Below are 21,518 nucleotides of genomic sequence, written 5' to 3' on the forward strand. Positions count from 1 at the left end.
GGGGGCGGGCGGGGGAGGTCACCGCGCGGCGTGCGCGCGGAAGGAGGCGACGAGGCCGGCCAGGTGACGGCGCTCCGACGGCCGAAGCGACTCGGCGGCGTCCAGGAGGGCACCGAGCTGTACCTGGAGGTCGGCGGGCGCCCGCCCCGGCGGGAAGCCCTCGCGGCGCCAGGCGAACCAGCCGGGTGCGAAGCCGAGTTCGCGGCGCCCCAGGTCGGCGAACGCCTCGGCCACCAGAGTGCTGTCGCTCTTCGAACGGATCCACGCGGGATCGATCGTCGTCTGACCCGCATGCCGGAGGTAGAGGACGGTGGGCACCGTGTCGCGCAGCAGGCGGTGCCCGGCGGTGACTGCGCGGAGGTAGAGGTCGAAGTCCTCCGCGGCGACCGAGCGGTAGCCCCCGAGCGCCCTGACCACGCTCGTGCGGCCCGTCATGGTCGGATGCATCAGCGGGTTCTCGAGGAGCAGGGCGAGGGCGATCGCGCGGCTCGACAGGCGCGGGAGCAGCTGGGGTTTGAGCAGCGGGATCGGCGGCTTGCGGATGATGACGGTCGAGAAGACGAGGTCGGCGCCGCGCGCCAGGAGCCGGCCCTGACGGCGGAAGCGCCACGGCAGAGCGCGGTCGTCGCCGTCCAGGATCGCCAGGTAGGGCGTCTCGACCTGCTCGAGGAGGGCGTTGCGCGAGGCGGGGATCCCCTGCGGCGAGGCGTCGTCGAGGACGCGCAGTCGGCGATCGGCGATCCGGCCGACGACCGCCGCGGTCCCGTCCTCGCTCCCGTCGTCGCGGACGAGGACGCGGCCGGAGGGCGGCAGGGCGGCCAGGGCGCTGCGGACCGAGGCACCGATGGTCCCCTCGGCGTTCCGGGCGGTGATGCAGACGGTCAGGCCGTTCATCGGGTGCTCCTGCGGTTGGCGAGTCGGCGGTGGGTGTCGTGCACGGCGTAGAGGATCCGGCTGACGACGGTGAAAGCGGCGGGTAGGTGCTTGAGCACCAGGCCCAGGGCGAGCATCCGCGGTCTCCTGGCGGAACGGAACAGGTCGACGGTCTGGAGCGCGGCGGAGCCGAGCCGGACTCCCGAGTTCACCAGCGCGCGGTCGGCGTTCTGCCGGATCGGAGTGAGGGCGACGGGGACCGCGTAGAACCAGGTTGTGAACCAGTCGGACAGCGGCCTCGGCACCTCCCCGAACGTCCGGGCGAGTGCCGCGCGCATCTCCTCCGCACAGACGAGGAGGTTACCGAGATCCGGGTCCCGACGGCGGGTGATCGAGGCGGCGGTGTAGACGTAGGAGTAGAGGATCTCCGGGACGAAGAGCACCCGCTCCGACGCCTGAACCGCCCGGAGGACGCCGATGAAGTCGGACTGGGAGCTCAGCCGCGGGAAGAGGTCCTGCTGCAGAACGCTCCGGCGGAAGAGCTTGTTCCACAGGAAGCCGTGCAGCTGCCCGGACGCCATCCGCTCGAGGGCGTGCTCGGACGACACCAGCTCGCGCCGGTCGAGGCCGTCGATCACGCGGCCGGAGGCGGATTGCCGAGTCCGGTACAGCGCACGGCAGACGACGATGTCGGCGGCCGTCCGCTCGGCCTCGGCGGTCAGGGTGCGCAGGATCGCCGGATCCCACTCGTCGTCGACGTCCACGAACCAGACGAACTCCGAGTCGGCCTCCACGAGCGCCCGATTGCGGGCCGCCGCGACTCCACCGTTCTGGTCGATGCGAAGGACCTGCGCATCATCGCGCCCCGCGGCCCAGCGCTCGAGCACCTCCGCTGAACCGTCGGAGGAGGCGTCGTCGACGAGCAGGACGCGCATGCCGGGCCCGAGGGTCGTACCGAGCGCGGCGAGGAAGCCGTCGAGCCGGGAGATCGCGTTGTAGCAGGGTGCAATGACGGTCACCGACTGCGCCGGCGCGGTCACCGCCGGGCTCCGAGTCGGCGATAGGCAGCGAGGACGGGTCCGAAGACGGCGTCCGGCGACGCGACCGCGTCGACCCAGGCCTTCGCCCGATCGGCATGCCGCAGCAGCTCGTCCGGACGTTCCAGCGCCGCGGCCAGCGCCGCAGCGATCGCGTCGGCTCCCGCGTCGGCGGGCAGGAGCAGGCCTCTGCCGTCGGCGAGGAGCTCGCCCACCCCGCCCACCTCGGTCGCCACCACGGGGCGGCGCCGGGCCATCGACTCAAGCATGACCAGGGGCGTCCCCTCCCAGCGCGACGTCGACAGGAGCAGGTGCGCCGCGTCGAGTGCGCCGGTCACGTCGCTCGACGGCCCTGCGAAATCGACCACTCCGGCCGCCCGCGCGCGCTCGCGCAGCACCGGCAGCATCGGCCCATCACCGAGCCAGGTGGCCGCGACGGGGCGGATCCGGGCCAGCGCCTCGATCGCCGCGAGGAAGCGCGGCGGATCCTTCTGCTCCGCGAGCCGTCCGATGCCGAGGACCCGCACGACCGGCTCGGCGAGCGCAGACTCCTGCGCGGGCTCGGCGGTCACGTTCGCCGGCGCATTGCCGGTGACCACCACGCGCGCCGAGGGGCGGCCGTAGCCGTCGACGACCATCCGTCCCACGGAGGCGGAGACGGCGAACACCTGTCGCGAGCGGAACGAGAGCGCGCGCCGGTCGATGGCGGGTAGCTCCGTATGCGCATGCTCGACGACGGGCACGCGCAGTGCGGAGCCGACGAGGAGCGCCAGCAGCGCTTCGCGGCGCTGATGGGCGTGGAGGACGTGCGGTCGGAAGCGCCGGACGGCCAGCGCGAGATCGCGCAGGTCAGCGGCGAAGCTCTGCTCGGCGGCGCGGACGACGAAGACCGCCGAGTCCCGGGCCGCACGGCCGCTGAGCGGTCCGGGCCGGCCCCAGTAGGCGGTGGCGCAGCCGTGTTCCCTGCTCCACGAGCCGAGCGAGAGGGCGACGCGCTGAGCTCCACCGTCCTCGAACGAGTCCAGGACGTGGAGGACCCGGAGCGATGACGAGCCCCAAGCCCTCATGTGCTCGCCCCGGCCGAGGCGGCGTCGGGGAAGAAGTCGTCGAGTACTGCGAGGACGGCGTCGACGTCGCGGCCCATCGTCTCCGGATCGACGCTGTAGCGCTCGGAGAGCAGGGCGACGACCTCGTCGCGCGCTCGTCGCTGCCGAATCACGGCCTCGAAGACGGTGTCCGCGCTGAGCGAGAGGACGACGGGGGGCGACGCCGGGCGGGAGAGGTCGAGTACGTAGGCCTGCTCCTCGGTGTGCTCCACGGCGAAGCGTTCGCGCGGACGCGGTTGAGGAGCGGCGTCGTCAACCGGTGAAGGAACCGCCGCGGCTGTGCCCGCACTCGCCTCGACGACGGCGGGAGTCTCGTCCATCGGCGCCGCGACCTCGGCGATCTCCGGGGCGGGAGCGGTCGGCTCCGGCTCGACGTCGGCTCCGGACCGCGCCACCCGGATGAAGCCGGACAGGGCGGAGGGCAGGCCGCGGACGGCGCGGACGGTCCGCTCCCACCGCAGGCGCATGCGGCGGCGTGTCGTGGTCGTACCGGGGTGGCTGGCCTCCAGATCGGCCCGGGTGGGGAAGGCGGCGCGCAGCAGGAGCGTCCCCTTGAGGTGCCAGGGCGCAGAGGCGATAGCGTGCAGCCAGTTGAAGGTGTGCCGGTCGGAGCGGCGGCGGACGTCCCAGAGCGCCTGTGCACGGCGGTAGCGTTCCTCGGCCGGAGCGGGCACGCCCCAGGCAGTGAGCAGCGCGGCCATCGGCGTCTGCGCTCCGAGTTCTACGGCGGCGGCGCGGATCGCTTCCCTGCCCTTCTGCGGCAGGCTTGCGCCGTGAACCTCCAGGGCGGCGAGGATCGTCGCCGAGGACGCCGAGCGCGCGCTCCGCAACTGGTGCAACGCGTGCAGGACCAGGTGGTGGGCGGAGTCCGGGATGAGCAGGACCTCGTCGCTGAGCGGCAGCTCCTCTTTGGAGGCCCAGAGCCGGTCGAAGACGACCCGGTCCGCCTCGAAGGCGCCGGGGAAGGAGCGGTGCACGTCGACGTCACACGGCCAGGAAGGATGCACAAGTGTGATCGAGTGGTCGACGAAGAGCGTCCAGCTCAGGGCCTCGGCACGCCGGTGCCAGCCCATCTCGGCGAGCAGGGAGATCGCGTCGTCGAAGCGATCGGGGTCGACCCACAGGTCGACGTCGGCCGACGTCATGGGCGCCCGGATGCCCTGTCGGTGCAACCCCTCGCCCTTGACGATCAGGCTGCGGATGTCGTGATCGCGCAGGGTGTACTGCACGAGCACGGCCGCCAGGCGCAGGGCCACAGCGCTGGGGAGCGCGGCGACGACGGAGGTCTCGGGAGTCGGGGTCGAATCAGGCGACACGGGCGCGTCCCTCCGCCAGGTCGAGGAGTTCCTCGGCCGCGACCGACCACGGCCGCTCCCGAGCGAGCTCGAGGGCACCCTGTGAGAGCGCGGACCAGTCGCGTCGCAGGCGCAGCACAGCGTCCTCGTAGTCGCGGCGCCGCCCGTCGTCGGGAACGACGACGCCCGCACCCGCCGCGCACAGGCCGGCGAGGACGCTCGACTCCGTCGTGAGCACGGGCAGGCCGCTGGCCAGCGCGTCGAGCCCTGCGGCCGCACCGCTCGTCGAGCGGGCCAGGAGTGCGAACGCGTGCGAACCCCGCAGCACCTCCGCGACACCGGCGCGGTCCTGCTCTCCGACGCAGCGCACTCCGGGAGCCAGGTCGTCGGCGATCCCGGACCCGTCGTCGACGACACTCACGTACTCCGTGTCGGCGAGCCGGGCGAGCAGATCGAGTCGGTCGGCACCGTGATCGCGGCCGGCGCCCCCGACTGCGGTGAAGCGGACCGGTCCGTCCGGCGCGGGCGGCGTCGGGAAGGACGCGCTCGGCAGGCCGAGTTGCAGCACGACCGGAGCGCCCGACAGCCGCGACGCGAGCAGGTCGGTCGGAGCGATGACGACCGCGCGGCGGCGCTCCTCGTCGTAGCGAGCAGAAAGGTCGGAGCGTCCAGCGGGGCGCAGCGGTACACCGGGCTCGGGAGCGCAATCGGCCAGGAGCACCGTCGTAGGAGCGAGCCCGAGCAGCTCCAGCGCCGTCCCGGGGAGCGCGACGACGAGGTCTGGTCGCTCGCGCGCGAGCAGCTGCCGGGCGCGGCGCGTGAAGACCGCGAGCCCGACGGGCCCCATGCCGATCCGCCCGGCCGGCTCGACCAGGCGGCCGAGGAGGCTGGCGCGCAGCTCGGCCCCGCTGAATCCTTCGGGGTCGGCGGTCACGACGATCACGCGGTGGCCCTCGCGGCGCCAGGCGCGCTCGAGCTCAGCCGCGTGCCAGGCGTCCAGGGCGACGATCCCGATGGTCAGCACGAGCGGTTCCTCTCCGTCAGGGGGTCCAGGCCCGAGCCGGGAGGGGTCGGCAGGAGCGCAGCGTCTCGACGGTCGATGACCTCGTACACAGGGCGGTACCTCTCTCCGTCCCGGCAGGCGGAGCCACGGACGTCCGAGAAGGTATCCCGAGGCTCGGCCACGCCCGAGACAGCGGCGCGAAACAGAGCCGGCGGCGTCGTGCGCAGTGGCCCCCTCGCCGCCTCCCGACGCGAGCGGCGCGGCGTGCGTCAGTCCCCGCCACAAGCGTCGGGACCGCCGCCGCGACCTGCGCAAGCACCGCGGCACGGCCGATAGAGTCGGCTCCGTGACCCTCGCCTCGCAGACCTTCACGCTCCCCCAGGCGGCCCGCCGGGCCCCGGCCTCCTGCGCCGGGTGGCTCGGATGAGGGGCATCGTCCTCGCGGGCGGCACCGGATCGCGCCTGTGGCCGATCACCAAGGGCATCTCGAAGCAGCTGATGCCGATCTACGACAAGCCGATGATCTACTACCCGCTGTCAACCCTGATGATGGCGGGCATCGACGAGGTCCTGGTGATCACGACCCCGGAGTACAACGAGCAGTTCCGCGCGCTGCTGGGTGACGGGTCGAGCCTGGGTATGCGGATCGAGTACGCCGTTCAGGCCTCCCCCGACGGCCTCGCGCAGGCGTTCCTGATCGGCGAGGAGTTCATCGGCGACGAGTCCGTTGCCCTCGTCCTGGGCGACAACATCTTTCACGGCACCGCGCTCGGCACCGCCCTCGCGGCGAACACCACGATCGAGGGCGCGGTGATCTTCGCGTACCAGGTCGCCGATCCCCGCGCCTACGGAGTCGTCGAGTTCGACGAGCAGTTCCGGGCCGTCTCGATCCAGGAGAAGCCGGCGCAGCCGCGCAGCAACTACGCGGTGCCGGGGCTCTACTTCTACGACAACGACGTAGTGGCGATCGCGAAGACGATCACCCCCTCCGCTCGCGGTGAGTTGGAGATCTCGACGATCAACGAGCGCTACCTCGAGGCGGGGCGCCTGCACGTGCAGGTGCTCGATCGCGGTACGGCCTGGCTCGACACCGGGACCTTCGACTCGATGATCGAGGCGACGGAGTTCGTCCGCGTGATCGAGCAGCGGCAGGGCTTCAAGATCGGCTGCATCGAGGAGATCGCCTGGCGCAACTCCTGGATCGACGACACCCGGCTCGCGGAGCTCGCCGCGCCACTGATCAAGAGCGGCTACGGCGCCTACCTGCACCACCTGCTGCGCCTCGAAGGCGCGAACGCCGGCCGCTGAGCCCGGCTACCCCGACCTCCCCGAACCCCAGGAGAACCCGTGCGGATCCTCGTCACCGGCGGCGCCGGCTTCATCGGCAGCAATTTCGTCCAGCTGACCCTGCGCGAGCGGCCCGACGCGCGGATCACCGTGCTCGACAAGCTCACCTACGCGGGCAGCCGCGCCTCCCTCTCCGCCGTGGCCGACCGTGTGCGGCTGGTCGAGGGCGACGTCGCCGACGCCGAGCTGGTGGACCGGCTGGTCGCCGACTCCGACCTTGTGGTGCACTTCGCGGCCGAGTCGCACAACGACAACTCTCTGCACGACCCGACGCCGTTCCTCGAGACGAACGTGCTCGGCACTTTCACGTTGCTCCAGGCGGTCCGCGCGCACGACGTCCGCTACCACCACATCTCCACCGACGAGGTGTACGGCGACCTGGAGCTCACCGATCCCGCCCGCTTCACCGAGCGCACCCCCTACAACCCGTCGAGCCCGTACTCCTCGACGAAGGCGGCCAGCGACCTGCTCGTGCGCGCCTGGGTGCGCTCGTTCGGCGTTCGCGCCACGATCTCGAACTGCTCGAACAACTACGGTCCCTACCAGCACGTCGAGAAGTTCATCCCCCGCCAGATCACCAACATCATCGACGGCGTCCGCCCCCAGCTCTACGGGGCGGGCGCGAACGTCCGTGACTGGATCCACGTCGACGACCACAACGCCGGGGTGTGGGCGATCATCGACCGCGGTGAGATCGGCGAGACCTACCTCATCGGTGCCGACGGCGAGAGGAGCAATCTCGAGATCGTCAGGAGCATCCTCACCGCCTTCGGAGCACCGCAGGACGCCTTCGACCACGTCGCCGACCGCGCTGGGCACGACCTGCGCTACGCGATCGACTCCACTCGCCTGCGCACCGAACTCGGCTGGCGTCCCCACTACACCGACGTCGAGGCGGGTCTCGAGGCCACGATCCACTGGTATCGGGCGAACGAGGCGTGGTGGCGACCGGCGAAGGCGGCCACGGAGGCGAAGTACTCCGCCCAGGGCTGAGGCGACTCAGCGGGGGGTCGCCCCGGTCGAGAGCCGGCCCGTGGACCGAGCCGTGTCACAGGGGTCGGGCGCCCGCTTCGAGCGCTTCCGCCCGCTCAGGACGATCCGGAGGAGCTGCAGCGGCTCGAGGAGGTACCGCGCGGCGAGGCGGCGCGGATCGCGCGCGAGACGGAAGAGCCACTCCACACCGAGCGCTCCCATCCAGCGCGGAGCGAGGGTCTGGGTGCCGGCGAGGTAATCGAGGCAGCCGCCGACGTTCGCGAAGGCGGCTCGTGGAGCCAGCGCGCGGTGCTCGAGGATCCAGCGCTCCTGTCGAGGCATCCCCATTCCGACGAGGACGAGGTCGGCGCGCGCGAGCGATTCGGTGAGCGGCTGCTCCTCGCCGCAGCCGCGCCACCGCTGGTCGAAGCCGTCGTAGGCCAGCCACGTCATCCGCGTGGTGCGGGCGCCGACGTCCTCCGCGGCCGCGGCCGACGACTCCGCCGTGCCGCCGACGGCGACGACGACGAGCGGCTCGTCGTTCTCGATCAGCGGGAACAGCCAGTCGGTGCTGCCGATGCGGTGCTCCGGGGTCAGCGGCGACGTGGTCGACGTGCCGCGGGCGAGCGCCAGGATCGGCCAACCGTCGATCAGCACGGTGTCGGCCTGCTCGCAGAACCGGTGGAAGTGCTCGTCGGTCTGCGCCATGTAGAGGCCGTGCAGGTTGAGGTTCCCGATGATCCGGCCGCGGTGCTCTCCGGCGAGGATCTCGGCGATCACCTCCGGTGCCGTCCGAGCGTCCACGTGACCGAGGTCGAAGGGGAGCGCGGTGCGCGCGGCGGTTGTCATACGGTCTCCTTCACGGAGGTGACGATCGTCTCGACGCGCCGGGCCCAGGAGTGCTCGGCCCAGACATCGCGCTGGCGGTCTGCGGCGAGCCGGGAGAGCTCGGGGAGTGAGCGGACGCTGTGGGTGAGGACGCTGCGCAGGTCCTCCTCGCCCGAGGAGTCGTAGCAGACCACGGGGTAGCCCCCGCGCTGGAGGTCGGCCGTCACGTCATGGCGGCTCGCCACGACGGGCTTGCCTGCGGCGAGGTACTCCCAGAGCTTCAGGGGGGAGAAGTAGCTGCCGTTGGCGCTGGAGTGACCGGCAAAGCAGAGGTCGACGTCGGCGAGGAACGCGGGGACGTCGTCGGGGTGCACCCTTCCGCGGAACGTGACGCGGTCGGCGAGGCCGAGTTCGCGGACCTGCCGCTCGAGGTCCGCGCGCACCGGTCCGTCCCCGGCGATGTCGAGGTGGACCTCCCCCAGCTCCTCGGACGCGAGGAGCTCGATCAGGGCGGACACGTTCTGCCACGGGTAGAGCGTGCCGAGGAAGCCGATCCGCGGGGTGCCACTCCCGGCCACGACCTCGGCCGGCCGGTGCACGGTGTGGTCGACGCCGTTGGCGACGACGAGGATCCGCTCGCGCGGGATGCCGTAGCGGGCGATGAGCTGCTCGGCGAGCGCGTCGGTGACGGCGACGATCAGGTCTGCCCGGCGGAGGGTGCGCCCCTCCATCCACTCCGCGAGCGCACGGCTGGTGGTCGCCCGACGCTCGCTGGTGGCCTCGACGGCGAGGAGTGCGTTGACCTCGAGCACCCAGACGGCTCCGGTGACGCGGCGGGCGAGGGAACCCAGCTCCTGGAACAGTGCGTAGCGCTCGTAGGCGAAGTCGGCGCGGGAGCCGGCGACTCGGCGCTGGAGCTGGAACCGCGAGCGGACCCGGGAGACCAGGCGGAACAGGTCGGTCGCGACGATGGACAGCCGCGACCCGGACATCCGGCTCTCGGAGCCCTGACCGTGCACGGCCTCGGGCATCGCGTCGCCGACGATGAAGCGCTCGACGTCGACGCCGCTGTGCTCGAGCCCGTTGATCACGCCGAGAATGTGCGACCGCGGACCCAGACTCTCCGTCGAGGGTTTGGTCGACAGGCGTGGAGCGCCGGATAAGTAGAGTGCTTTCACGGGCAGTGCTTTCACAGGGCAACGCTCTCCAGACTGATCACCTGACGCTAACACCGAGGTATTCACGGCCGAACCCGATCGTGCTACCCGTTGGGGGGACAACGAGGGGAGAAACGTTCACCTCGCCACCCTGTTCGATCAGCTCTACCCTGTGCTTGTCGAGCATTCCAGACAGTGCGCGATAATCGCACGACACCCGTTCGCCCGACCCCCGATCGCTGGTCGCCAAGAAGAAACGTCATATTTCAGCCACGTCGAGAGGCACTCCCCCACCGTGATAGGTACCACTCAGAAGAGGAACACGATTCGCGTTCTCCTCTCCGTCGCCGCGCCGGATGGGACAACCCGCTTCGTCGACCAGGTGACGCGCTTCGCCCCGCGCGACATCGACTTCTCCTTCTTCTCCTGGAGAAAAGCGATCGCGGGACGGTGGGATGCGTTCCACGTACACTGGCCGGAATTCCTCCTGAGGGGTCGATCGGCGCCGATCGCCGCGGTGCGGACCTTCCTTTTCCTCCTTTTTCTCGTGCGCTTATCGATCACCAGGGGAAAGGTGGTGCGCACCCTGCACAACCTCGAGCCGCACTCCCCCGGGGGTCGCCTGGAGACGGCGCTGCTGGCCGCGCTGGAGCGGAGGACGACCCTGTTCGTGACCCTGACGGGGGTGACGCCAGTGCCGCGGAACGCCCCCTCCATGCTCATCCCGCACGGCCACTACCGCGACGTGCTCCCGCTCGAGCACCGCCGTCCGGTCCAGCCCGGCCGTCTGCTCTCCTTCGGCCGGATCGAGCCGTACAAGAACATCGAGCGACTGGTCGAGGTGTTCCGCGGCCTCGACGATCCGGACCTCACGCTCGGGGTCGTCGGCAAGGCGCCGCAGGAGCTCGCCGAGCGGATCGCAGCAGCCGCCGCTCTCGATCCCCGGGTCACGACGCGCTTCGGCTTCGTCCCGGACGAGGAGATGGTCGCCGAGATGACGGCGGCGCAGCTGGTCGTCCTCCCCTACACCGAGATGCACAACTCGGGGATCCTCCTGGTCGCGCTCTCGCTGGGCCGTCCCGTCCTCGTCCCGCGCACGCCCGCGAACGTCCTCCTCGCCCAGGAGGTCGGCCAGGAGTGGGTGCGGATGTTCGACGGAGAGATCGGCCAAGACGACCTGCGCGCCGCCGCCCGCGCGACCGCCGACCTGCCCGCCTCCGGGCCCGCCCTCGCCGGGCGCGAGTGGAGCGCCGTCGGCGCGTCGTACGCCCGCGCCTACCACCTCGCACTCGACGCCCCCGTCGCTCGTGCACGTCGACCCGGAGAGACTTCATGAGCACCCGCATTTTCGTCAACCCGAGCGGCCAGAAGGAGAACCTGGGCGACTCGGTGCTCCGCCGCGCCTACCTCGACGCCCTGCGCGATCGCGGGCAACTGCACGTCTACGCGGGCACGCACTCCGCGTACATCTCCGGCCTGGGCCTCGTAGCGGAGGACATCGTCTACCACTCCCGCTCGAGCTGGCTGCGCGCCGCCCTCGCGGCCGGCCCGCGCGGCTCCCGGATGGGGTTCGCGCTGAACGCCGGCGAGTGGGTGCTCGACCGCCGCTTCCTGATCAACTCCACCTGGCAGACGGCATTGCTGACCCGCTCGCGCCTGGGCGGTGGCCGACCGGTCGCCCTCGGGATCGCCCTGCGGCGGGACCAGGGCGCTCTCGCCCGGCGCTGGTTCCGCCGCATGCTCGCCCTGACCGGGACGACCAGCTGGCGCGACCCGGACAGCCGCGACGACCTGGGCGTCGGGACGCTCGCTCCGGACTGGGCCTTCGCTCTGGGCAGCGCGGCCGAGCGGTTCCTGCCCGCGGACCGGCGGCGCACCATCGCCGTCACCCTGCGCGGCGACCGGCCCGCTCCCGGGCCGATCTGGCTCGGAACTGTCCGCGCCCTCGCCCGCTCGCTCGACGCCACCGTCGTCGTCGTCAACCAGATGCAGGAGGACGAGCAGCGCTGCGCAGAGCTCGCCCGGGACCTCGACGGCACCGTCCTCGACTGGGACGCCTCCGTGTCGCACGCCGACCACGAGGAGCGGGTCCGAGCGCTCTACCGCGACTGCGCCGCCGTCGTCAGCGACCGGATCCACGCCCTCATTCTGGGGATGACCGAGGGCGCCGTCCCCCTCGGCTTCACCACGGGCGACCCCGAGAAGGTGCGCCGCACGTTCGCCGCGCTGACGCCCCTCCCCGTCGCCTTCGCCGAGAAGGACGTCGCCGACCAGGCGGACGCGCTGCGGCGGGCCCAGGCCCTGCTCGGGCAGCGCGAGCACCTGCTGGCCGACCTCGCCACCGGCCGCGAGCGCCTGGCCGAGCTGCGGGCCTCCCTCGCGCTCTGACGCGGCCGGACGCTCCGAGAACGATCGCTCCGCCGACCCTCAGCGACGGCGAATCGCGAGGATCGTGTGCTGCAGCAGGCGGGCGTCCTCGCGGTACGCGCGGATCAGCAGGACCGCCAGCGCGGCGATCACGAGGTCGATCGCGCCCACAATCAGCAGCTGCCCGACGGCGCCGAGCCCCGCCGACAGCCCCAGTGCCGGCAGCGAGAGGATCACGATCACGACACCGAGCGCGAGCGGACGGGCGGCCTGGACCAGCAGCGCCCGCACCTCGATCCCGGCGCGCGGCACGGCGAAGAAGGAGAGCACCACCCAGTTCAGGACGAGGCCGACCGTGCTGCCGACGGCGACTCCGACCGGTCCCCACACCACTCCGACCGCCATGAAGACGACCATCAGCGAGCGCGAGACGATGCTGAAGCGCAGCTGCAGGCCCGTGAGCGCCTTGGCCAGGAACACCCAGTAGTAGACAAAACCCAGCGCCTGGAACACGCCACCGATCGCGAGAATCCGAAAGATCGTCTTCGAGTCGTCCCAGCCGGGGCCGAGGGCGATCTCCATGATCGGGTCGGCCAGCGCGGCGGCGGCGAAAAAGACCCCGCCCATCACGTACGCGAGCACGAGCTGGGCCCGCTGCACGTAGCGCTCGAACTCGGGACTGTCCTTCATCCGCGAGAGCACCGGAAACGCCACCCGGGTCATCGGCGCGGCGATCTGCTGCAGCGGCATCCGGAAGATCTGATAGGCCCGGTCGTAGACACCCAGGGCCCCCGCACCCCAGACCCGGCCGATCAGGACGCTGTCCGCGTTGCCGCTGATGTAGTTGACCAGCTGCACGCCGACGGTGTTCGCGCCGAAACCCAGGAAGGAGCGGATGCCCCCGGTCCGCGAGGGAAGGCCGGGGAGCCAACCGGCGCCGATCACCACAACGACCAGCGTCGTGACCGCCACCAGCAGCTGCTGCGCGACCAAGGCCCAGTATCCGGCCCCGGCGAGGGCGAGCAGGACCGCGCCCGTCGAGGCCACCAGCTGCGCGAGCACGTCCGAGCCGGCGAGCCAGCGGAAGCGGAAGCGGCGCGAGACCTCCGCCTTGAACTGCGCGGTGACGGAGGTGACCACGAACACCAGCGAGAGCACCTGGCAGACCGGGATGAGCTCGGCGCGCCCGTAGAACGCCGCAATCGGCACCGCGAGCAGGAAGACGATCCCGCCGAGCACCAGGCCGAGCACGACATTGATCCAGAGCAGGTTGGTGCGCTGCGCTTCGGTGACCTCGCTCGACTGGATCGAGGCCATCGAGAGCCCGAAGTCGCCGAGGAGCGTCGCGACTCCGGCGATGGCGAGGACCATCGAGACCACTCCATAGTCGTCCGGGTTCAGGATGCGCGCGAGGACCGCGAGCGCTCCGAGCTGCAGGACGAAGCGGATCCACTGCCCCCCGAGCGTGGCCGCGGCGCCGCGCGCGGCGTCGCCGGCGATGGTCACCGTGAGGCCCCGACGCCGCTTCCCCGGAGATCGCGCGGCACGGTCCAGAGATCGCGCGGGAAGGCCTCGAGCAGCGCGTCCGGACGCCACTGCAGGGGCGGCTCGCCACCCGCAGCGATTGCCTCGTCCACGGTGGCGGCCGGCGTGAAGCCGGAGCGGCCGGAGCCCTCGTAGTAGTCGCGGTACTTGAAGTCGGGCTCGCTCGCCGAGGCGACTAGCCGGGCCGGGATCCCCAGCGACTCCGCCACCACGATCGCGTGCAGCGACGAGCCGACGACGAACTCGCTGGCGGCAATCGCGCCCAGCACCTCGCGCACGGGCCGGGTCGGCTCGATCAGGCCGTCCTCGGCGCGCGGGGCGGTGCCGTCCTCGCGCATCCGGCGGAGATCGTTGAGGTTGGGCAGCACGCTCAGCCCGCGGTCAGGGGTGCCGCGGCGCAGCTCCTCGCGACTCCAGAGGGTGCCGACGAGCAACCCGGGGTCGCCGTAGACCTCGGGGACGGCGATGCCCCGAGCCCGGAGGAACTCGCGGGTCAGGGGGCCTCGGACGGCGCGGACGTCGAGGTCGGTGAAGTCGAACCGTGCATCGAGGGACTTGCCGTTCGCGCCGATCCCCCAGAGCGTGTCCCCCTCCCGGGCGAGTTTGAGAATCGACCCCACGGCGAGCAGGCGGCGCGGTTCCCGAGCGTCGTCGGCCGAGATCCCCTCGCGCTGCAGCATCCGCTCCACGATCATCGGTCCGAGCAGATCACCGAAGTTGTCGACTCTCCTACGGAGTGGAACGAGTCGTGCCCAGGGGGCGCGACTGAGTGGCTGTGCGGGGTTCCAGTGGACTACGTCGATCTTCGGCACGGAAGTATGCTCTCCTCGTCCTGCGGCATGCAAGAATCACGACGCGGACCTAGACTAATGGCCCCTGACACCCCCTTCTCACCGCGTGATATCCCCGCTCCACAGCGAGGACCACGCTTTCGACGGAAGACGATCTCATCTCGAACAATCGATCAGTGCTTGACCCCCCGAACGGGCCACACAAAGCAGCGCATCGTGGAATGCCTCCGAGCGATCCTCGTCGGGCGAGAAGACCCCTCGCGGTCGGCCTCTTTCTGGGTTCTGCCGCGGGACTCGTGGGAGTGCAGATCAACGCTCTCGGTCCTTTCCAGGGAGTCACCATCCTGCTCGTCGTACTCTCTTTCCTGCTCGCACTCCTCTGGAAGGACAAGGCTCCTCTCGCCCGAGTCAGACTGACTCCTCTCGACTATTCCTTCCTCCTTCTCCTCCTCGCCTGGGGACTGATCGAGCTGCTGAATGCGAACGAGATGCGACACTCTCCTTTCATCGGCGTCCTGCTCACTGTCGGTGTTGCTTATGCGGCCACCTTCCCTGTCCGCATGGTCGTGCGCGCACCCTCGGATCTCGCTCCATTCCTCCGCGGCTTCAGTGCCCCGGGTGTCCTCGTCGCGGGGATCGCGATCGCCCAGCTGCTCCGCGTGCCGGGCGTCAACGAGGTCCTGGTGCAGGTCACGAGCTCCGACGGACTCACCGAGCGGCTCTCGAGCGGCTGGGACATCCGCGGAACCTCGACCATCGGCCACTGGACCGCGCTCGGCGGCTACTTCGCCTGCATCATCGCCGCGTCCTGCGTCGACCTGGTCGTCAGCTCGGCCGGCACGAAGCTCGCCGCCTGGCCGATCATCACCCTCACCGTGCTCTTCGCGGGAGCCGTCACGACGCTGACCTTCGCGACCATCGGCGCTGCGGCGGTCATCCTCGCGCTGACGGCACTACGGCTGAAGGCCCGGCCTGTGCTCGTGCTCTCGGGGGTCGCCGTGCTGGTGGGCGGCTGGCTCGCGTTCGGGCAGAGCATCGCCGCGCGGCTGGAGCAGCAGTCCGGGCAGTCGCAGTACGTGATCGCCCAGTACTCCTGGCTGCCGCAGACGATCGGCTACCGCGTCAATATCTGGGTCACCGAGACGCTCCCCGCCATCGCCGAGCGTCCCTTCACCGGCTGGGGAGCGCAGGTCTATGCGGCCGCCGAGAAGGACTGGCCGGTGCGACCGCTGTCGCTGGTGTGGGGCTCGCCCGAGTCGGAGTGGCTACGCACGGTGATCGCGGGCGGAGTGGTCGGCCTCCTCGCCGAGATCCTGCTGCTGCTGGTCGCGTTCGCCGTCGTGCTGCGCTCTCGCCGAGCGCTCGGAGCAGCGGTCGTCTTCCCGGTGAGCATTCTGCTGGTGGTGCTCGTGGTGATCTCCACCATCCACAGCCACTTCTCCAACCCCGGCGTCCCGCTCGCGCTCTGGCCGCTGGTGTTCGCCGTCGCCGTCGCCGCCCAGCGGATGAAGACGCAGCCGCCGGCCGAGGATCCGACGCGGGGGCGGCACTGTGTCCACCCCTGAGCGGCCGGAGCACCGCTGGTCGGCCCGCTACACCGACTGGCGCCAGACCCCGCCGTCCCAGAACAGCATCAGCTGCCCACCCGGGTCGATCGCGACGTCCTGGCCCCCGGTGAGCGCGGTGCCCCCCGCGGCTCCGTGCCGCACGGTGACCGGTCGCGCCCCCGCGTGCAGAAGGTGCAGCCGCTGACCGAAGACGCTGCTCGCCGGCAGAGCGGCCATCGTCAGCGTGTTCGTCGACACGATCCGGACCATGATCACCGGATCCGGCGAGAGCGGCAGTCGCTTCTGCACCGCGGTGACCTCGTTGTTGCCCCAGACGAAGGCACTAGACGTGGCGACCTCGGTCGCTCCGTCGATGGGCACGTCGCAGCGCCACTCGATCGACGACTGCGGTGACAGGTTCTCGCCGGGCATGTAGCGGAATGGGTAGCTGAAGCGCACGTTGCGGGCGCGCACCAGGTGGTCGGTGCCGCTGAAGACGCCCCAGGTGCGCGCGACCACGTCGGGCGTGCTGCGCACCTCCAGCCCGTCGATCTCGGTCCGCTGCTGCCCCGGTACGGCGCCGGCGGTACTGCCGGAGCCGACGGGCCGGGGAATGCCGGACGTGTTGGCCTCGAAGTCCAGAATCGTGTCCCGGATCCGCAGCAGGCTGTTCTCGGAGTAGATGCCGTGGTAATCCCCGGTGCCGGGGTTGCTCGCACCGGCCCGGAACACGCCGCCGACGAGCACGACCGAGGCGTTGTAGCTGACCACGAGCGCGCCGGCGCGCTCCGCGTAGACGTCGGAGGCGGTCACGGTGGGCGAGGAGTCGAAGACACCGGCCCTCGGGTGCCCGCTGGGTCTGCGGACCACCCGCACCGCTGCTCCGCGGGCGTCGAAGACCCGGAAGCCGTTGATCTGATGCGAGCGCGAGTCGCCACCTTTGGCCTCGTCCTGCACGATCACCCCGTTCTCGACGAAGCGGGCCGAGCAGTCCACCACCCGGTGCCCGATCCCGCGCAGCTGGTAGCCGGACTGCCCCTGGCTGCCCTGACCGATGCCGGAGGTCGCCGTGCAGCCGATGAAGGTCACTCCCTCCGAGCAGTGGTGCGTGTCGAAGGCACTGGAGGTGGTCATCAGCGCATTCACGCCCGAGACGACTGTGCCGTAGGTGCGGCCGTAGCCGGAGAGGTCGCTGTTCTCCGCGACGCGATTGGTGTCGTCGGAGTAGGAGTGCCGCACGTGCGAGTACACACCGCGGTCGACCTGCCCGAAGCTGCTGCTGACGTCCGAGACGCCGTAGCCGAGGATCGACGAGCCGGCGTCGTCAGTCGCGAAGCCCACGATCGCGTCCTCGACCAGATAGCCGTAGCAGGAGGTGAAGCGGAACACCGGCCCCGAGGCGCGAGTCACCGTCACCGAGCGAAGCTGCGGGTAGCGCAGGCGCGAGAAGTACACCAGCGGCTCATTCGAGGCGCTCGCCCGCGCGGCCGCCACCATCAGCGTGCCGCCCTCGATCGAGAACGTCTGGTTCGAGATCGGCGCGACGCGGATGTTCGTGCTGTAGGTCTCGCGCAGCACGCCGCCGAGCACCACCGTCGATCCTGATGAGGAGCGCACCACCGCGAACTCGCCCAGCCGGGACTCCATAACCCCGTCGCCCGGGCGGCGCTCCGGGATCGGGTCGTCCGAAACGATCTTGACGATCGTGCCCGGCGCCCAGTCCGGAGTGCCCGCGACGCTCAGCTGCGAGACGGCCGTCGCCCCAGCGGGCGCGGCGACGACGAGAGCGGAGACCGCGAGGACAGTGCCGTACGCCCCGGACACCGAGAAGATCGGCTTCGATGAGGTTGCGACCAGCGTCGCCCCGTGCGCGCTGACGCGTATCGATTTGGCCAGCCGCGGGTAGAGCGAGGTGCCGACGAGGTAGGTACCGGCCGGGATCACCAGCAGGCCCCCCTCGGGGACGGCGTTGATCGCCTTCTGCAGCCCGGCGCTCGAGTCCGCCGCGCCGGTCGCGTCGATGCCCGTGAAGCGGGTGACGGAGGCGACAACCGCGATTCGGTCGAGCTCGCCCTGAGAGATGGTGACGGCCGCTTCGGCCGCCGGTGCGGCGGCCGCACTCCAGGCGCCGACTGCTCCGATCGCCCCGGCGGCGAGTATCCCGCGTCGCAGCGCTGAAGCGGGGTGTCCCGCGGTCTCGCGTGTATATGGGTCGCCGATCATCGGTGCGCCTCCCGGACGTGGGTCGTGGGAGAGCCCCACGCCTCCCCATTCTCAGGAAGGCCCGCGGGCGGGACGCGCGACTGAGCCTTATTCGGGGGTACCCCCTCCCGCGAGGGGGACATGGGCGCTCAGCGCGAGAGATGCTCTTCGATCACCGCGCTCTGCGAGCGTGCGTCGTTGATCTCATGGTCGTCCCCGCAGTACGCCATCAGCCAGCCGCAGTCCGGCTTACGAGTGGAGCCGAAGTAGGTGACGTCGAGGCCGTAGACGTCAGCGACCGCGTAGAAAGCTTCGCCGAGGTCTGTCCAGGAACCGACGCCGCCCGTGGCGAGCACGAGGCTCTCGTCGCTCGGCCAGCCGACCTCGCCGACGGAGCAGTGCACTGTGTACCGCTGACACCACCGCCCGAAGATGGTCAACGAGCCGACGAACAGGTCCTCCTCCACCCCACCCTGCTTGACCGAGCGGAGCGTCGTGCCGGTGCCGCCGGGGTAGAAGTGCTGCGAGTAGACGATCCTCTTCAGCGGATCCTGGATCCACGGACCGTCGGGCGCGATCGCGGCGAGCGTTCCGGTCGCCCCCTCGCGCATCCCCTCGACCCAGATCGTGTGCCGGTCGCCGGTGTCACGGATCGCCGTCACCACGGCCTGCATGTAAGCCTTGTACGTCGCGACGGGGACCAGCGCCCGCTTGACCTCGTTGAAGAGGTCGTACGCGGCGATCCGTCCGTCGGCCAAGAACTGCGTCGCGAGCAGGGTCCAGACCCGTTGCGCCTGCGCCACCGAGATCCCCGAGCCGAACCAGACTGTCCCCTCGGGCAGCTCGCCCTGGCTCGCCGGATACGTGCCGTTGTTGTGCAGATCAAGCACCACCCGCATGCCGGCGGCGCCGATCGCCTCGATCTCGGAGCGGAGCAGGGCGACGGCGTCCGGATCGAGTTCCTTCGCCAGCGCGTCGTCGGTGCTCTCGCCGTCGGCCTGCGGCTGGAGGAGCGACCACGGCACCGCGAGCCGCACCAGTGAGAGCCCGCGGCCGGCGAGATAGTCGTAGCTCTCGACCGGGTTGGCGGCGGTGCAGTCGACGCCGACGTCAACGCGCGCCTGCAGGTCGAACACGTTCACACCGCGGAGGAAGGCGTGCTTGCCCAGGTAGTCGTCGCCGGAGGGAGTGACGACAGGGGAGGCGACGACGGATTCCGAATCAACGGTCGTCGCGGACGACGGCCCGCAGGCGACGGGGGCACTGCGTGTGCCGGGCTCGAGGAGCCGCCCGGCGACGATCACCAGCGCCGGCACCAGCAGGACGGCCACGCCGATCAGCAGGGCCGAGCGCAGCCGACGGCGTGGACGATCGCGCGGTTCGCGTGCAGCGACGATGCGAGCCTCCTGAGCGTGTCAACCCGGCACTGCCGCCGGACCGCCGATGACATTAGCAGAGCCTGACGATGCTTCAGCGCACCGCCAGCGTCGCGCGGTCGCGTCCCGTCAGATCACGCTGCGTCGTTGCCCCGCGCCAGCCGTCGGCGGTGAGAAGCGCCCGGATCTCGGCGCCCTGCAGCTCGCCGTGCTCGATCACGAGCACTCCCCCGGGACGAAGCAGGCGCAGCGCGGTCCGCGAGAGCGAGCGGATCACGTCGAGCCCGTCCTCACCGCCGTAGAGGGCCGCGGGCGGATCGTACACACGCACCTCCGGGTCGCGCGGGAGTGCGGCGGCCGGGATGTAGGGCGGGTTCGAGACGACCACCGAGACGGTGCCGTCGAGCTCGGGCAGGGCCCGGGCGAGGTCGTCGAAGACGATCCGGGCGTTCTCGAGCCCGAGCCGCTCGCGGTTGCCCCGGGCCCAGATGAACGCCTCGGGGGCGTTCTCCACGCCGATCACGCGGGCGTGCGGCACCTCATGCGCGAGCGCGAGCGCCAGCGCTCCGCTGCCCGTGCCGAGGTCGACGGCGACCGGCTCCGGATCCACGACGGCGCGCAGGGCATCGATCGCGATCTGCGCGACGCCCTCGGTCTCGGGGCGCGGAACGAACACTCCGGGACCCACCGCTAGCTCGAGCGATCGGAACGGCGCGACTCCGGTGATGTGCTGGAGCGGCTCGCGTGCCGCTCGGCGCTCGATCGCGCTCGAGAAGGCCCGGCCGTGCTCCTCGTCGACGGTCAGCCCCGTGATGAGGCGCGCCTGCAGCTGGCCGCGGCCGAGCCCGAGCAGGTGCCCGAGGAGCAGTTCGGCATCGACGTCCGGAGTGGGGACGCGCGCGGCGGTGAGGCGGCCGACCGCGTCCGCGAGCAGGGCGCGCGCATCGACGCCGGCGGTCTCGAGGCTCATGTCTCCTCGGAGCCGATGTCGGCCAGGCGGGCCTCCTCGTCGGCCTGAATGGCGCTCTCGACCACCGGGTCGAGCGCCCCGTTCATCACGCCATCGAGGTTGTAGGCCTTGTAGCCGGTGCGGTGATCGGCGATGCGATTCTCGGGGAAGTTGTAGGTGCGAATCCGCTCGGAGCGGTCCATCGTGCGGATCTGCGTCTTGCGCGCGTCGGAGGCGGCCGCGGCGATCTCCTCCTGCTGGCGCGCCAGGATGCGGGCCCGCAGCACGCGCATACCGGCCTCCCGGTTCTGCAGTTGGCTCTTCTCGTTCTGCATCGAAACCACGATGCCGGTCGGGAGATGGGTGATCCGCACCGCGGAGTCGGTGGTGTTGACCGACTGCCCGCCGGGGCCGGACGAGCGATACACATCGATCTTCAGGTCGTTCTGGTTGATCGCGACCTCCTCGGGCGCGTCCACCTCGGGAAACACCAGCACGCCGGTGGTCGAGGTGTGGATGCGGCCCTGCGACTCCGTCACGGGGACGCGCTGCACGCGGTGCACGCCGCCCTCGTACTTCAGATGGGCCCAGACGCCCTGCGAGGGATCGGTGGCGGTGCTCTTGATCGCGACCTGCACGTTCTTGTAGCCGCCGAGGTCGGACTCGTCGCGGTCGAGCATCTCGGTCTTCCAGCCCTTCGCCTCGGCGTAGTGCAGGTACATCCGGAGCAGGTCGGCCGCGAACAGCGCGCTCTCGGCCCCACCCTCGCCGCCCTTGATCTCCATGATCACGTCGCGGCCGTCGTCCGGATCGCGCGGGATGAGGAGGCGCCGCAGCTTCTCCTGGGCCACGCGCAGCGACTCCTCGAGCTCGGGGATCTCCTCGGCGAACGCCTCGTCCTCGCGGGCGAGCTCGCGCGCCGCCTCCAGGTCCTCGCCCGCCTGAATCCACGCGGAGTGCGCCGCCGCGATCCGACTCAGCTCCGCGTATCGCCGGTTGACCTTCTTGGCGCGCGCGGCATCGGCGTGCAGAGCCGGATCGGAAAGCTGCGTCTGGAGATCCTCGTGCTCGGCGAGGAGGACGCTGACGGATTCGAACATGGGGTCCTGGCTTCCGGGTGTGG

The 21,518-nt window shown here is 71.0% G+C and carries 18 protein-coding genes; 5 read left to right on the plus strand and 13 right to left on the minus strand.

Features of this window, described 5'->3' with window-relative positions; translation table 11 throughout:
* Window positions 1-18: 18 nt before the first annotated feature.
* From A6122_RS09050 to A6122_RS16520, 5 genes are read right to left on the minus strand one after another with little or no spacing between them, the layout of a single operon-like run.
* Window positions 19-894, minus strand: coding sequence for a glycosyltransferase family 2 protein (locus A6122_RS09050; RefSeq protein WP_068254036.1), 876 nt, complete (start codon window positions 892-894; stop codon window positions 19-21).
* Window positions 891-1,913 carry a glycosyltransferase family 2 protein gene (locus A6122_RS09055; RefSeq protein WP_068254038.1) on the minus strand — a complete coding sequence of 341 codons (1,023 nt, stop codon included), beginning with the start codon at window positions 1,911-1,913 and terminating at the stop codon, window positions 891-893. The genes A6122_RS09050 and A6122_RS09055 overlap by 4 nt, the downstream gene beginning before the upstream one ends.
* On the minus strand, window positions 1,910-2,977 hold the full coding sequence (locus tag A6122_RS09060) for a glycosyltransferase (protein ID WP_068254040.1): 1,068 nt from the start codon (window positions 2,975-2,977) through the stop codon (window positions 1,910-1,912). The genes A6122_RS09055 and A6122_RS09060 overlap by 4 nt, the downstream gene beginning before the upstream one ends.
* Complete coding sequence (locus tag A6122_RS09065; RefSeq protein WP_068254043.1) at window positions 2,974-4,332, minus strand: nucleotidyltransferase family protein; 1,359 nt, start codon at window positions 4,330-4,332, stop codon at window positions 2,974-2,976. The genes A6122_RS09060 and A6122_RS09065 overlap by 4 nt, the downstream gene beginning before the upstream one ends.
* Window positions 4,322-5,335 carry a glycosyltransferase gene (locus tag A6122_RS16520; protein ID WP_068254046.1) on the minus strand — a complete coding sequence of 338 codons (1,014 nt, stop codon included), beginning with the start codon at window positions 5,333-5,335 and terminating at the stop codon, window positions 4,322-4,324. Before A6122_RS16520 ends, A6122_RS09065 begins: the two co-directional genes overlap by 11 nt.
* Window positions 5,336-5,737: 402 nt before the next feature.
* On the opposite strand from A6122_RS16520, the gene rfbA reads away from it, so the two are divergent.
* Together rfbA and rfbB are read left to right on the plus strand one after the other, a co-directional pair.
* Window positions 5,738-6,622 carry a glucose-1-phosphate thymidylyltransferase RfbA gene (gene rfbA, locus A6122_RS09075; RefSeq protein ID WP_068254047.1) on the plus strand — a complete coding sequence of 295 codons (885 nt, stop codon included), beginning with the start codon at window positions 5,738-5,740 and terminating at the stop codon, window positions 6,620-6,622.
* A 39-nt stretch (window positions 6,623-6,661) separates the two neighbouring features.
* Complete coding sequence (gene rfbB, locus A6122_RS09080; protein ID WP_068254048.1) at window positions 6,662-7,654, plus strand: dTDP-glucose 4,6-dehydratase; 993 nt, start codon at window positions 6,662-6,664, stop codon at window positions 7,652-7,654.
* A gap of 6 nt (window positions 7,655-7,660) precedes the next feature.
* Here the strand turns inward: rfbB and A6122_RS09085 are convergent, their stop codons facing one another.
* Both A6122_RS09085 and A6122_RS09090 read right to left on the minus strand, forming a co-directional pair.
* Complete coding sequence (locus tag A6122_RS09085) at window positions 7,661-8,482, minus strand: WecB/TagA/CpsF family glycosyltransferase (RefSeq protein ID WP_068254049.1); 822 nt, start codon at window positions 8,480-8,482, stop codon at window positions 7,661-7,663.
* Window positions 8,479-9,705 (minus strand): glycosyltransferase family 4 protein, encoded by a 1,227-nt coding sequence (locus tag A6122_RS09090; RefSeq protein WP_335720328.1) that lies wholly within the window; start codon window positions 9,703-9,705, stop codon window positions 8,479-8,481. The genes A6122_RS09085 and A6122_RS09090 overlap by 4 nt, the downstream gene beginning before the upstream one ends.
* Before the next feature lie 208 nt (window positions 9,706-9,913).
* Between A6122_RS09090 and A6122_RS09095 the strand changes: the two genes are divergently transcribed.
* Window positions 9,914-10,954 (plus strand): glycosyltransferase, encoded by a 1,041-nt coding sequence (locus A6122_RS09095; RefSeq protein ID WP_068254051.1) that lies wholly within the window; start codon window positions 9,914-9,916, stop codon window positions 10,952-10,954.
* A complete protein-coding gene (locus A6122_RS09100) occupies window positions 10,951-12,006 on the plus strand; it encodes a hypothetical protein (protein ID WP_068254054.1) in 1,056 nt (351 codons plus the stop codon). Before A6122_RS09095 ends, A6122_RS09100 begins: the two co-directional genes overlap by 4 nt.
* Window positions 12,007-12,045: 39 nt before the next feature.
* On the opposite strand, the gene A6122_RS09105 is transcribed toward A6122_RS09100, so the two are convergent.
* Together A6122_RS09105 and A6122_RS09110 are read right to left on the minus strand one after the other, a co-directional pair.
* Window positions 12,046-13,491 carry a lipopolysaccharide biosynthesis protein gene (locus tag A6122_RS09105; protein WP_167542359.1) on the minus strand — a complete coding sequence of 482 codons (1,446 nt, stop codon included), beginning with the start codon at window positions 13,489-13,491 and terminating at the stop codon, window positions 12,046-12,048.
* A complete protein-coding gene (locus A6122_RS09110) occupies window positions 13,488-14,342 on the minus strand; it encodes a polysaccharide pyruvyl transferase family protein (protein WP_068254058.1) in 855 nt (284 codons plus the stop codon). The genes A6122_RS09105 and A6122_RS09110 overlap by 4 nt, the downstream gene beginning before the upstream one ends.
* A 281-nt stretch (window positions 14,343-14,623) precedes the next feature.
* Here A6122_RS09110 and A6122_RS09115 point away from each other — a divergent pair, with 281 nt between their 5' ends.
* Entirely contained in the window at window positions 14,624-15,886 is a 1,263-nt protein-coding gene (locus A6122_RS09115) for an O-antigen ligase family protein (protein ID WP_167542360.1), read from the plus strand.
* A gap of 27 nt (window positions 15,887-15,913) precedes the next feature.
* Here the strand turns inward: A6122_RS09115 and A6122_RS09120 are convergent, their stop codons facing one another.
* The 4 genes from A6122_RS09120 to prfA form a co-directional block, all read right to left on the minus strand.
* On the minus strand, window positions 15,914-18,091 hold the full coding sequence (locus A6122_RS09120; protein WP_068254063.1) for a hypothetical protein: 2,178 nt from the start codon (window positions 18,089-18,091) through the stop codon (window positions 15,914-15,916).
* 128 nt (window positions 18,092-18,219) lie between these two features.
* Entirely contained in the window at window positions 18,220-19,401 is a 1,182-nt protein-coding gene (locus tag A6122_RS09125; protein WP_068254064.1) for a glycoside hydrolase family 5 protein, read from the minus strand.
* Between the two features lie 139 nt (window positions 19,402-19,540).
* Entirely contained in the window at window positions 19,541-20,416 is an 876-nt protein-coding gene (gene prmC, locus A6122_RS09130) for a peptide chain release factor N(5)-glutamine methyltransferase (RefSeq protein WP_068254065.1), read from the minus strand.
* Complete coding sequence (gene prfA / locus A6122_RS09135; protein ID WP_068254070.1) at window positions 20,413-21,495, minus strand: peptide chain release factor 1; 1,083 nt, start codon at window positions 21,493-21,495, stop codon at window positions 20,413-20,415. Before prfA ends, prmC begins: the two co-directional genes overlap by 4 nt.
* Window positions 21,496-21,518 lie beyond the last annotated feature (23 nt).

The sequence above is a fragment of the Rathayibacter tritici genome (assembly GCF_001641005.1).
In the GTDB taxonomy this organism is placed as follows: Bacteria; Actinomycetota; Actinomycetes; order Actinomycetales; family Microbacteriaceae; genus Rathayibacter; species Rathayibacter tritici.

Bases quoted from the DNA above. Each gene is read 5' to 3' on its own strand.
- A6122_RS09050 (WP_068254036.1), bottom strand. From the start codon at position 894: ATGAACGGCCTGACCGTCTGCATCACCGCCCGGAACGCCGAGGGGACC.
- A6122_RS09060 (WP_068254040.1), bottom strand. From the start codon at position 2,977: ATGAGGGCTTGGGGCTCGTCATCGCTCCGGGTCCTCCACGTCCTGGAC.
- rfbA (WP_068254047.1), top strand. From the start codon at position 5,738: ATGAGGGGCATCGTCCTCGCGGGCGGCACCGGATCGCGCCTGTGGCCG.
- A6122_RS09085 (WP_068254049.1), bottom strand. From the start codon at position 8,482: ATGACAACCGCCGCGCGCACCGCGCTCCCCTTCGACCTCGGTCACGTG.
- A6122_RS09100 (WP_068254054.1), top strand. From the start codon at position 10,951: ATGAGCACCCGCATTTTCGTCAACCCGAGCGGCCAGAAGGAGAACCTG.
- A6122_RS09120 (WP_068254063.1), bottom strand. From the start codon at position 18,091: ATGATCGGCGACCCATATACACGCGAGACCGCGGGACACCCCGCTTCA.
- prmC (WP_068254065.1), bottom strand. From the start codon at position 20,416: ATGAGCCTCGAGACCGCCGGCGTCGATGCGCGCGCCCTGCTCGCGGAC.
- prfA (WP_068254070.1), bottom strand. From the start codon at position 21,495: ATGTTCGAATCCGTCAGCGTCCTCCTCGCCGAGCACGAGGATCTCCAG.